Origin of the sequence: Burkholderia crassaminum (assembly GCF_964265005.1) — a bacterium.
In the GTDB taxonomy this organism is placed as follows: Bacteria; Pseudomonadota; Gammaproteobacteria; order Burkholderiales; family Burkholderiaceae; genus Burkholderia.
Genome location: NZ_OZ183799.1, coordinates 479,821 through 491,169, shown reverse-complemented (window position 1 = coordinate 491,169; position 11,349 = coordinate 479,821). Strand labels below are relative to the sequence as shown.

Here is an 11,349-nt window from a genome sequence, read left to right as displayed (position 1 = left end):
CATTCTTGGGGGGACGCGCCACCCGATCAGGGCAACCCGTCCACGCGGCGCGTAGTTTAACGGTTGCACCTGAACCGTGGCGCCAAAATCGTTCGGCCCCTACAAAAAATTCGCACCGTTTGCAAGCTTTGTAAACCTGATCTACGCAATAACCCTGAGTCCATGGAAATACGGTTGACCACTCGGTTGATTAGCCGTATAAAGGACTTCGCAGGATTTCAAGTGGCGAGTGAATTGGTTCTTTCGTAGTTCGCCCATCAACGGTACTCCGGTTGGTCCTATTACCCCTTCCTTGATTTTCCGCACCCCATGGGCCTCGGCCCCGTTTTATCTTTTTAGGAACAAGTAACATGGCAACCGGTACCGTCAAGTGGTTCAATGACGCAAAGGGCTTCGGCTTCATCACCCCGGAAGGCGGCGGCGACGATCTGTTCGCGCACTTCTCCGAAATCCGCGTCGAAGGCTTCAAGACGCTGCAAGAAAACCAGAAGGTTGAATTCGAAGTGAAGACGGGCCCGAAGGGTCTGCAAGCTGCGAACATCCGTCCGGTCTAAGCTTGGCGCGATAATTCGTGAAAAAAAGCCCCGCTTCGGCGGGGCTTTTTGTTATTCGGCGCCGGTCGTCCGGCATGGCGGCCTTTAAGCCGCCCGCATTCAACCGAACAATCGCTGCGCGTGAATGCCGAGACCCGTCGCGACACTCGCGAGGCGATCGCCGAACACCGGTTGCGCATCCGGGAACGCACCCGCGAGCGCGCCCGACAGGAACGCGAGCCCCGTCGAGCCGCCGGTGAAATACAGCGCGCCGACATCGCGCGGCGCAACACCCGCGAGCCGCACCGTCTCGCGCGCGGCGTCGACGATGCGCGCGGTGTCGTCGTGGCTCGCATCGACGAGGCGCTCGGCATCGAATGCGATCTGCAGATCCTCTTCCACGTCGTTCAGGTCGATCATCGTCTCCCCGCCCGCCGCGACGCCGATCTTCGCCTCCTCCGCGCGCGCCATCAGCCCGTGCCCGAGCCGCTGCTCGACCACGCTCGTGAGCCGGTCGTACTGCTGCACGTCGCGGTACAGGTGCTTCATCAGCTTCAGTTCGCCGAGCCGCTTCGGCGTATAGACCGTGTTGATCAGGTGCCAGGTCGCGAGATCGAAGTAGACCTTGTTCGGCAGCTCGCGCCCTTCGGGGTCGAGCGAACGGTAGCCGAATGCAGGCAGGATCGCTGCCAGCTCGACACGCCGGTCATAGTCGGTGCCCGCGACGTGCACGCCATGGTGGGCCAGCACGTCGTCCTTGCGCTCGAGCCGCGCCATCCGGTCGGGCCCCACACGTACCAGCGAGAAGTCGGACGTACCGCCGCCGATGTCGGCGACGAGCACGAGGCGCTCCGCCTGCTGGCGCGATTCGTAGTCGAACGCGGCTGCGATCGGTTCGTACTGAAAGTGAACGTCCGTGAAACCGACCGATCGCGCGGCAGCCTCGAGCTGGTCTTGGGCGAGGCGGTCGGCGCGCGGATCGTCGTCGACGAAGAACACGGGCCGGCCGAGCACTGCACGACCGATCGGTGCACCCGCGCGGGCTTCGGCCTTGCGCTTCAGGTGCGTCAGGAAGCGCGCGATGATTTCGGTGTACGCGATCGCGCTGCCATCGCCGAGATCGGTCGTCGTTTCCGCGAGCGGTGAGCCGAGGATGCTCTTCATCGAGCGCATCAGCCGCCCGTCGAAACCGTCGATGTAGGAAGCCAGCGCCGCACGGCCGTATTCGACCGTCTCTTCGTCGTTGTTGAAGAAGATCGCGGTGGGCAGCGTCAGGTGGTCGCCCTCGACGGGCGCGAGGCGCATGCCGTCGCCGTCGGGCAGCGCCACGGCGGAATTGGACGTGCCGAAATCGATCGCGCAGTAAGTCATGGGAAGTTGCCGCAGCAGGGCCGGCGCGAAAACGGAAAGGACGGGCTTTTTAACATGAAGCCCGCGGGATCACAACCGGGGCCGGCCACCAGTGCCGCGCAACGGGCCCCGGTGGCGACGGCGCGCAGGCTGGCGCGCCGGGGAAACAGGCGGGCGGGTGCGCGACGCAGCCCGCCCGCCAGGCAGGTCAGGCGGCCACGTCGAAGCCCTTCTTCCACGCGCCCGCATAGACGACCTCGCCGATCGCATGACGCGTGCGCGGCGCCTTCTCGCGATCGCGCAGCACGGGATCGAGCTTGTCGACGTTGCCGTAGTGACCGAGCGAGATGATCGCCGGAATCGCGACGTCGGCCGGAATCGCAAACGCGTCGCGAAACGCCTTCGCGTCGAAGCCGCTCATCTGGTGGGCGGCCAGGCCCAGCGCGTGCGCCTCCAGCACCAGCGACATCGCGGCGGCGCCCGCGTCGTACAGCGCGGTCGGCGCCGGTTCTCCCTTCGACGTGAGCGTGTGCGCGGTCACCGCGATCAGCACGGGCGCCGGCGCATTCCAGCCCTGGTTGAACGGCACCAGCGTCGCGAACGCGCGCTTGAATGCGTCTTCGTCCTGCGTGCGGTCGAATACGATGAAGCGCCACGGCTGCGCGTTGTAGGCAGACGGCGCCCAGCGGGCAGCTTCGAACACCGCATGCAGATCGCCAGCGCTGACGGGTTCATCCGAATACGCGCGCGGGCTCCAGCGGCCCGCGATCAGATCGTGAATCGAAACAGTGGTGGGAGCAGGTTTGACGGACATGCGGATCCTCGCTGACATCGATGAAGGGGCGCGAACGCGTGGCGAACTGCAAGCATACTCGCTTGAGCCGATGCGCGCCCGATCCTCCCGCGCTATGCAAATCTCCGTGGGTGCATTGGCCGGCCGCCTGCCGCGCGGCCGGCCGGACTGCCGGACTGCCGGACTGCCGGACTGCCGCGCTCAGGCCGCCTGCGCAGCCGCGCGCGACGGGCCGCGGTTGATCCGCAGCACGATCAGCGCGCCGACGATGCACAGCCCGCCCGAGATCATCGACGCGATCGTGTAGGTGCCGAGGCTCGCACGCAGCAGCCCCGCGCCGAGCGCCGCGAACGCCGCGCCAAGCTGGTGGCCGGCGACGATCCAGCCGAATACGACCGGCGCCGCGGCCTTGCCGAACACGTCGGTCGCGAGGCGCACGGTCGGCGGCACGGTCGCGATCCAGTCGAGCCCGTAGAACATCGCGAACAGCGGCAGCCCGAAGAAATCGATCCCGAACGCGTGCGGCAGGTAGATCAGCGACAGCCCGCGTAGCCCGTAGTACCAGAACAGCAGCACGCGATTGTCGTAGCGGTCGGACAGCCAGCCCGACAGCGTCGTGCCGAACAGGTCGAACACGCCCATCGCCGCGAGCAGCGATGCGCCCTGCACTTCCGTCATCCCGTAGTCACTGCACATCGCGATCAGGTGCGTGCCGACGTAACCGTTGGTGCTCGCGCCGCAAATGAAGAAGCTGAAGAACAGCAGCCAGAAATCGCGCGAACGGCTGGCCGTCAGCAGCGTGCGGAACGCGACCGCGAGCGGGTTCTCCTTCGTCGTGTCGGGCGCGGGCGGCGCATCCGCCGGCTCGCCGTACGGGCGCAGCTTCACGTCGGCCGGCCGTTCGGGCAACAGGAACGCGACCAGCGGAATCACGATCGCGGCCGCTATCGCGACGACCAGCACGACCGGCCGCCAGCCATGGTGCTGCGCGATCGCCGCAAGCATCGGCAGGAACACGAGCTGACCCGTGGCGGTGCTCGCGGTCAGGATACCCATGATCAGGCCGCGCCGCGCATGGAACCAGCGCGTGACGAAGGTCGCGGACAGCGTCAGCGCGACGACGCCCGACGAGCAGCCGACCATCAGGCCCCAGATCAGCACCATCTGCCAGCTATGCGTCATCATCGACGACAGCGCGACGCCCGCGCTCATCGTCACGAGCGCGGTGAGAATGGTCGGGCGCAGCCCGAAGCGCTGCATCGCGGCGGCCGCGAACGGGCCCGTCAGGCCGTACAACGCGATGTTCACCGAGATCGCCAGCGAAATCGTCGCGCGGCTCCAGCCGAGTTCGCGCTCGAGCGGCACCATCAGCACGCTCGGCGTCGCACGCGTGCCGGCTGCCGCCAGCAGGATCAGGAATACCACCGCCGCCGCGAGCCATCCGTAATGGAAGCGCCCGCCGATTCGTGTCACCGCCCAGTTCATCTTCGCGTTCTCCAGTTGGCGGCTCCGGCACCTCCGCGCCCGCTCCGCCCCACCCAGCCAGGCCACCTCCGCCGCACGCTGCATCGGCTGACCCGGGCCGACGCTTGGCATTTGTCTGTTGATCCGATCGGCGTTGTTACCGACCGGTCACAAGTGTGTTGCGATCGTAGTGACCAATCGGTAACATGTCAAGCAATCCAATATGCAGTCGAGGGTCATCATGTCGGGCATCGAGATCGCCAAACCGCCTGCGCGGCGCACGCGTCGACCGATCGACGGCGCCACCGCGCAGGAGCACCTGCTGCGCGCGGCCGAGGAGCTGTTTTACAAGGAAGGCGTTCGTACGGTGGGCGTCGAGGCGGTCGTGGAGCGTGCGGGCGTCAACAAGATGAGCCTGTATCGGCAGTTCTCGTCGAAGGACGAGCTGATCCTCGCGTATCTGGAGCGGATGGATGCGTGTTTCTTCGAGCGTCTCGATACAAGCGCCGCGAAGCATCCGGGCCAGCCGAAGGCCCAACTGATCCAGTATTTCGTCGATCTCGCCGAGCGCGCGACGCAGAAGGATTACCGCGGCTGCCCGTTCGTCAACGTCGCGGCGGAGTTTCCGGATGCGTCGCACCCGGCGCGCGAGCGCGTCGCGCAGAACAAGGAACAGCTGATGAAGCGGCTCGTCGCGCTATGCGAAGGTGCCGGCGCGCGGCAACCGAAGGCGCTCGCCGATGCACTCGCGCTGGTGGTCGAAGGTATCTACGCGGCCAGCCAGACCTATCGGCACGGCGAAACGCCGATCGGCACCGCGCCCGCGCTCGTCACGCAATTGATCGAAGCCGCGTGCGCGTGACGGGCCGCGCGCGTCCGCGCCCTGCGGGCCCGCTACAATGCGGCCCTCGCCGCCCTTCCGCCCGACTGGTATCACGATGACCGACACCCGCCCCGAATCGCACGACGACATCCTCGCCGCCACGCGGCACTGGCTCGCGCGCGCGGTGATCGGGCTCAATCTGTGCCCGTTCGCAAAAAGCGTCTACGTGAAGGAACAGGTGCGCTATGCGATCAGCGAAGCGACGACGCTCGAAGACGCGCTCGCCGAACTCGAGACGGAGCTGCGCGCGCTCGACGCGGCCGATCCGCAGCAGGTCGACACGACGCTCGTGATCTTCCCGCATGCGTTCGCCGATTTCATCGACTACAACGATGCGCTGTTCTTTGCCGACCGCCTGGTGCGGCAACTGCGGCTCGACGGTGTGCTGCAGATCGCGAGCTTCCATCCGCACTACCGGTTCGAAGGCAGCGAGCCCGACGACATCGAGAACTACACGAACCGCGCGCCGTATCCGATCCTGCACCTGCTGCGCGAGGACAGCATCGCGCGCGCGGTCGACGCGTTCCCGGACGCGTCCGCGATCTACGAAAGGAATCAGGAAATGCTGCGCCGCCTCGGCCACGACGGCTGGCGCGAATGGATGCGCCGGCCGGGCGACGACGTCTGACGCGGCGTACAACGTGCGGCGCGCGGCGCGCCGTCCGTCCGCGCATCAGCCTTCGGTCGGCTCCGCGACCTCGCCGCCCGCCGCCGCGGCTTCCGGCACGAAGAACCGCGCGTTCAGTTCGGCAAGCCCGAACATCCCCAGAATCTCGTTCAACCGCTCGCCGGGCCGCCGGCGCGGCAGGTTCTTGTATTGCGCGATGATCAGCTCGTTCTTCATCGAATGCTCCCAGCCGACCAGCTCGGTCACGCTGACCTGGTAGCCGTGCGCTTCGAGCTGCAGGCAGCGCAGCACGTTGGTGATCTGGCTGCCGAATTCGCGCGTATGCAGCGGATGCCGCCACACTTCCGTCAGCGCGCTCGCGAGCGACTTGCCCTTGTTCTTGCGCAGCACGCCCGCGACTTCCGCCTGGCAGCACGGCACGAGCACGATGTGCTGCGCGCGCTTCGCGAGCGCGAAGCGGATCGCGTCGTCGGTCGCCGTGTCGCACGCGTGCAGCGCGGTGACGACGTCGACCGTTTCAGGCAGTTTCGGCGACGTGATCGAATCGGCGACCGACAGGTTCAGGAACGACATGCCGCCGAACCCGAGCCGCGCGGCGAGCTCGGCTGAACGCGTGACCAGCTCCTCGCGGGTCTCGATCCCGTACACGTGCGACGCAAATGCCGGCGTGCCGTGCCCCGGCTGCTGCTTGAAGAACAGGTCGTACAGGATGAAGCCGAGATACGACTTGCCGGCGCCGTGATCGACGAGCGTCACGTTGCTTTTGTCGGCCTGCACGCCGGCGAGCAGCGGCTCGATGAACTGGAACAGGTGATAGACCTGCTTCAGCTTGCGGCGGCTGTCCTGGTTCAGCTTCCCGTCGCGGGTGAGGATGTGCAGTTCCTTCAGCAGCTCGACGGACTGCTCCGGGCGGATTTCGTGGGTCTTGTTCGACATCGTGATGCGGCGCCGGCCACGGTCGGTCGACCACGGCCCGGCGGCGGGAATTCGTGAGGAATGGCGACAGTTTACCGAAAATGCGCGGTCAGGCGCGTGCGCCGAGCCGCCAGAGCGACGTGACCTCGGCACTGCGTGCCGCGTGCAGCGGATCGTCGGCGTCCGTCGACTTCGGGTGCGCGGGGCGGATGTCGTCGCGGCCGAGCACGACGAGGCCCGCCTCGTCGATCCATTGCAGCAGCGTGTCGCGCGGCCGCAGGCCAAGATGCTCGGCGAAATCGGACAGGATCAGCCAGCCTTCGCCGCCCGGCTCGAGGTGCGCGGCGAGCCCCGCGAGGAAGCCGCGCAGCATGCGGCTGTCGGGATCGTAGACCGCGTATTCGATCGGTGCGCTCGGCCGGGCCGGCACCCACGGCGGGTTGCAGACGACGAGCGGCGCACGGCCGGCCGGAAACAGGTCGGCTTCGACGACGTCGACCTGGCTCGCATGACCGAGCCGCGCGATGTTCTCGTGCGCGCAGGCCAGTGCACGCGGATCCTGGTCGGTCGCGACGACGCGCGCGACGCCGCGCGACGCAAGCACGGCCGCCAGCACGCCGGTGCCGGTGCCGATGTCGAACGCGAGCGACGTCGCCGGCAGCGGCGCGCGCGCGACGAGTTCGACGTATTCGCCGCGCACCGGCGAGAACACGCCGTAGTGCGGGTGAATCGGCGCGCCGCCGAGTGCCGGGATCGGCACGCCCTTCTTGCGCCATTCATGCGCGCCGACGAGGCCGAGCAGTTCACGTAGCGACACGACCGACGGCGCACCGCCGGGGCCGTACGCCTCCTCGCATGCGGCTCGCACGTCGGGCGCGCGGCGCAGCGGGATCGTGTAGTCGGCATCGAGCGGGATCAGCAGCATCCCGAGCGTACGGGCGCGCTGCGACTGTGCGAGACGATGCAGGTTGAACGCGTCGACGCCGGCCGCGGCTTTCGCCTTCTTCGGCTTGCGCTCGACACGGCGCGCCATCGCCTGCACGAGCTGGCGCGCATTCTGGAAGTCGCCCTGCCAGACGAGCGCGGTGCCCTCGCAGGCGAGGCGGTAGGCCGCGTCGGCGGTGAGACGGTCGTCGACGGGCACCGCGCGCTTCGGCGGTTGCACGCCGGCTTCGGAGCGCCAGCGCACGGCATGATCGGCGCCATCGGCGTCGGTCCAGTGGAAAACAGGGAAATCGGTCACGCGAACTCGGTTACGGTTGGCTTCAACGGGCGGCGCGACTGTAATGCGGGCGCCGCGCGGCTCACACCATACCGCGCTTTGCCCGCGCGGCAAAGCGCGGGGGGCGGCCCGCGCCGCGCATTGCCACGGGCGCCGGGTTCAACCGCCCCACCCCGGCATCGCGGGCAGGCGCAGCGTGCCGGCGTCGTTGAAGTGCACGGTACCGAGCACGCCGCCCGCGAGCCGGCCGCGCAGCGCATACGGCAGCTCGCCGTTCGCGGCCGCGCCGGGCAGGTTCCACGCCTGCCGCGCGGCGGCGAAGGCCGACACGGAAACCGGCACGTCGAGCACGGCCTCGCCGAAGCGCGGCACGGTGCCCGAGCGATCGCTGACGCCGCTCGCGAACGGCGTGCCGTTCAGGTCGAGCGACACCGAGATGCCGTCGTATTCGATCGGCGCGTCGTTCGGGTTCTGCACGCGCAGCTTCAGGTTGAAACGCATCTCGAGACCCTGGCCGACCAGCGGATCGAGCCCGGCGACCGACACGCGCACGGAATCGCGCGTCAGTCCCGCGCAACCGCCGAGCAGGAATACGGCGGCGAACAGCAGCAGCAAGGTGCGCAGCGGCGCGATACGGAACAGGGCTCGTGGCATGGGAGGGCCTCCTCGCGGCAATCGGTGGGCAGAGCGTCGCTGCATTGTACCGAGCGCGCCCCGTACGCCGGGTTTCGTAGTTTTCGCAGCCGCGCCAGATCGTTAATAGATTAAAACTACGAAAATACCAGCCAAGCGGAAAGCGCATTAATGCTTTCCAGCATTCAATGAAGCACCGTGAATTCAATAGATGCAATTTCTAAATTTTTCGTTTCCTTTACCTAAAACCATCAAGTATATTTACGCATCCTTCGAGCAAGCCGACAAACCTTGAAGCCGCATGACGGTGATTTTACGGAATGGCGACACGCCTTCCTGCCATCCTGCGGCCCGGCCCGGCCAGCCCCGTAGGTCGTCGGTTCAAGGGGATTGCGCGCCCGCGCAGGGCGTGCGGCTCCGTGTCGTGCGCGCGAAATCAATTCAGTACAACACGCGCCCGGCCATTTTGAACCGGCAAGTTAACCGACATCCGGAAATCCAGAGGGGGCAGTAAACCATGATTACCTTCACGTAGTCGGCCACCGTCTTTTCGAATAATCCGTCACTGGCATTTTCATCGCTGTTGATTAACGGCGAGGGGATTGTTTTTGCCGGCGTTTTCGCAGCACTGAACGATTCTTTCAACAATCGAGGTTTCAGTCATGTCGATCGATATTCGCAAGATGCGTTATCTGCCGCTCGTCGCCGCGCTCGCACTCGCCGGGTGCGGCGGTGACGACGGCGGTGCAGGCTCCGCTTCCGCGCTCAGCTCCGCCGGCGCGCCGCACTCGGGCTCGTCGCCCACCGTCGCCGCGCCGCCGAGCGCATCCAACGTCGACAAGAGCGTGTCGCCTGTCGAGTTGCCGGACACCGTGGTACCCGTGAACTACCGGCTGTGGTTCCGCCCGAACGAAGCGCTGAACGCGTTCGACGGCCGCGCCGATGTCGAGATCAAGGTGCTGAAGCCGGTCAACAACATCGTGATCGCCGGCCACAGGATCAAGTTCACGAACGGCCGCATCACGCTGCAGCCGGGCAACATCCAGCTGATCGCGACGCCGCAGGACAAGGGCGACTACTACCAGCTGCGCCCCGTGAGCGGCTCGATCTCGCCGGGCAACTATTCGCTGCACATGGAATGGTCGGGCATCATCAACTTCAAGTCGTATGACGATCCGGTCGCGAAGACCGGCGGCAGCTGCGGCGACGATCCGTATCCGGGCTGCTCGGCCGCGGAGGGCATCTTCCGCGTCGACCTGAAGGGCACCGACGGCAAGACGAGCGGCGCGATCCTCACGCAAGGCGAAACCAACCTGTCGCGCCAGTGGTTCCCCGGCTGGGACGAGCCGGCGTTCCGCCCGACCTATGAAGTGACGGCCGAAGTGCCGCAGAGCTGGCGTGTCGTGTCGAACGCGGCCGAGAAGCCGTCGACCAACGTCGGCGGCGGCTACAAGCTCGTGCAGTTCGACAAGACTCCGCCGATGCCGTCGTACCTGCTGTTCTTCGGCGGCGGCCTGTTCGACACCTACGAGGACGACTTCACGAGCCCGCTGCCGGGCGGCAAGGGCGGCCTGCACCTGCGCGTGTTCACGCCGCCGGGCATGAGCGACTGGGCGAAGCCGGCGATGGACCGCACCAAGCAGGCGCTCGACTTCTACTACCGCTACACCGGCATTGCCCTGCCGCTCACGAAGTTCGACACGGTGGCCGCGAACGACGCGTTCAAGGCGCAGAAGGACCTGAACTTCGGCGGGATGGAGAACTGGGGGTCGATCCTCGAGTTCGCCGACGACATCCTGCCGCAGCCGGGCCAGCCGATGTCGCACTACGGCAACGAGGTGCTGACGCACGAAGTCGCGCACCAGTGGTTCGGCGATCTCGTCACGACCGACTGGTGGGACAACGTGTGGCTCAACGAGTCGTTCGCGACGTTCTTCGAGACGAAGACGACGATCCAGTTCTTCCCCAACGAGTTCAGCTGGCTCGACCAGGTGAAGAACAAGTACCGCGTGATCAATCGTGACATCGGCCCGAACGCGTTCCCGGTCGCGCCGAACTTCAACGGCTGGGCCTCGAACGACTTCGTGCTGAGCGCCAGCGCGTTCACGTACGACAAGGGCGGCCACGTGCTGAAGACGCTCGAGAACTATCTCGGCGAACAGACGCTGCGCAAGGGTCTGCAGCAATACCTGGTCGACTACTCGTTCGGCAACGGCACGCCGAAGCGCCTGTGGGATGCATTGTCGAAGGAAAGCGGCCAGGCGATCGGCGCGATCGGCGACAGCTACGTCCGCCAGACCGGCGTGCCGCTGATCTCGCTCGACACGCAGTGCGACCTGACCAAGAACCAGACGGTCATCACGCTGAAACAGCAGCCGTTCCCGAACAAGAACGCGTATCCGGGCCTGCAGTGGACGGTGCCGATCACGCTCGCGTACGGCCAGGGTCTCGCGAAACGCACGACGCTCGCGCTGAAGGATACGCAGACGCAAACGCGGATCGACGGCTGCACGGGCGTGGTGGCCGACCCGAGCGGGCTCGACTACTACGTCGTGAACTACAGCGACGCGGCCTGGAGCGGGCTGCTCACGCAGGTCAACGGCTCGACCGATCCGGTGCTGCTGGCGAACCTGAAGAGCGAGGCCGCGCTGCTCGTCGCGAACAACCTCGCGCCGGCGTCGCGCTCGACGTCGATCGGCTCGGTTGCCTCGCCGGCTGCAATGAAGCTGCGCCAGACGCCGACCTTCGACGGCATCGAGCCGGTGACGAAGGAACGCCCGGCACTGCAATACCAGGGCATCTTCAAGCCGCGCAAGGTAGTGACGCAGTAACGGTGCGCGCCCGGCCGGTGCCGCGCAGCCTGCGGCGACCGGCCGGCGTACCGGCTTCTCCGACCTTTGACGGGCCTCGCGAGCGAGGCCCTTTTTC

General features: G+C 66.5%; 10 protein-coding genes. 4 read left to right on the top strand and 6 right to left on the bottom strand.

Features of this window, described 5'->3' with window-relative positions; translation table 11 throughout:
* Positions 1-350 precede the first annotated feature (350 nt).
* On the top strand, positions 351-554 hold the full coding sequence (locus tag ACPTTF_RS02230; RefSeq protein WP_006477070.1) for a cold-shock protein: 204 nt from the start codon (positions 351-353) through the stop codon (positions 552-554).
* Positions 555-653: 99 nt separating this feature from the next.
* Here ACPTTF_RS02230 and ACPTTF_RS02225 read toward each other — a convergent pair whose 3' ends face one another.
* The 3 genes from ACPTTF_RS02225 to ACPTTF_RS02215 form a co-directional block, all read right to left on the bottom strand.
* A complete protein-coding gene (locus tag ACPTTF_RS02225; protein WP_423370137.1) occupies positions 654-1,904 on the bottom strand; it encodes an Hsp70 family protein in 1,251 nt (416 codons plus the stop codon).
* Positions 1,905-2,091: 187 nt separating this feature from the next.
* A complete protein-coding gene (locus ACPTTF_RS02220) occupies positions 2,092-2,697 on the bottom strand; it encodes a nitroreductase family protein (RefSeq protein ID WP_423370136.1) in 606 nt (201 codons plus the stop codon).
* Positions 2,698-2,877: 180 nt separating this feature from the next.
* Positions 2,878-4,161 carry an MFS transporter gene (locus tag ACPTTF_RS02215; protein ID WP_166965576.1) on the bottom strand — a complete coding sequence of 428 codons (1,284 nt, stop codon included), beginning with the start codon at positions 4,159-4,161 and terminating at the stop codon, positions 2,878-2,880.
* Between the two features lie 220 nt (positions 4,162-4,381).
* Between ACPTTF_RS02215 and ACPTTF_RS02210 the strand changes: the two genes are divergently transcribed.
* Together ACPTTF_RS02210 and ACPTTF_RS02205 are read left to right on the top strand one after the other, a co-directional pair.
* Positions 4,382-5,002, top strand: a complete 621-nt coding sequence (locus tag ACPTTF_RS02210; RefSeq protein ID WP_166965703.1) for a TetR/AcrR family transcriptional regulator — start codon at positions 4,382-4,384, stop codon at positions 5,000-5,002.
* 76 nt (positions 5,003-5,078) lie between these two features.
* Positions 5,079-5,651 (top strand): DUF1415 domain-containing protein, encoded by a 573-nt coding sequence (locus ACPTTF_RS02205; RefSeq protein WP_423370135.1) that lies wholly within the window; start codon positions 5,079-5,081, stop codon positions 5,649-5,651.
* Between the two features lie 45 nt (positions 5,652-5,696).
* On the opposite strand, the gene ACPTTF_RS02200 is transcribed toward ACPTTF_RS02205, so the two are convergent.
* The 3 genes from ACPTTF_RS02200 to ACPTTF_RS02190 form a co-directional block, all read right to left on the bottom strand.
* A complete protein-coding gene (locus ACPTTF_RS02200) occupies positions 5,697-6,587 on the bottom strand; it encodes a class I SAM-dependent methyltransferase (protein WP_166965580.1) in 891 nt (296 codons plus the stop codon).
* Between the two features lie 88 nt (positions 6,588-6,675).
* Positions 6,676-7,809, bottom strand: a complete 1,134-nt coding sequence (locus ACPTTF_RS02195) for a methyltransferase (protein ID WP_423370134.1) — start codon at positions 7,807-7,809, stop codon at positions 6,676-6,678.
* A 138-nt stretch (positions 7,810-7,947) separates the two neighbouring features.
* On the bottom strand, positions 7,948-8,442 hold the full coding sequence (locus ACPTTF_RS02190) for an LEA type 2 family protein (protein WP_423370133.1): 495 nt from the start codon (positions 8,440-8,442) through the stop codon (positions 7,948-7,950).
* A gap of 641 nt (positions 8,443-9,083) precedes the next feature.
* Between ACPTTF_RS02190 and ACPTTF_RS02185 the strand changes: the two genes are divergently transcribed.
* Positions 9,084-11,252 carry a M1 family metallopeptidase gene (locus tag ACPTTF_RS02185; RefSeq protein WP_423370132.1) on the top strand — a complete coding sequence of 723 codons (2,169 nt, stop codon included), beginning with the start codon at positions 9,084-9,086 and terminating at the stop codon, positions 11,250-11,252.
* Positions 11,253-11,349 lie beyond the last annotated feature (97 nt).

Coding starts and splice junctions, on each gene's coding strand:
- ACPTTF_RS02225 (WP_423370137.1), bottom strand. CDS start 1,904: ATGACTTACTGCGCGATCGATTTCGGCACGTCCAATTCCGCCGTGGCG.
- ACPTTF_RS02190 (WP_423370133.1), bottom strand. CDS start 8,442: ATGCCACGAGCCCTGTTCCGTATCGCGCCGCTGCGCACCTTGCTGCTG.
- ACPTTF_RS02185 (WP_423370132.1), top strand. CDS start 9,084: ATGTCGATCGATATTCGCAAGATGCGTTATCTGCCGCTCGTCGCCGCG.
- ACPTTF_RS02200 (WP_166965580.1), bottom strand. CDS start 6,587: ATGTCGAACAAGACCCACGAAATCCGCCCGGAGCAGTCCGTCGAGCTG.
- ACPTTF_RS02215 (WP_166965576.1), bottom strand. CDS start 4,161: ATGAACTGGGCGGTGACACGAATCGGCGGGCGCTTCCATTACGGATGG.
- ACPTTF_RS02220 (WP_423370136.1), bottom strand. CDS start 2,697: ATGTCCGTCAAACCTGCTCCCACCACTGTTTCGATTCACGATCTGATC.
- ACPTTF_RS02210 (WP_166965703.1), top strand. CDS start 4,382: ATGTCGGGCATCGAGATCGCCAAACCGCCTGCGCGGCGCACGCGTCGA.
- ACPTTF_RS02230 (WP_006477070.1), top strand. CDS start 351: ATGGCAACCGGTACCGTCAAGTGGTTCAATGACGCAAAGGGCTTCGGC.
- ACPTTF_RS02205 (WP_423370135.1), top strand. CDS start 5,079: ATGACCGACACCCGCCCCGAATCGCACGACGACATCCTCGCCGCCACG.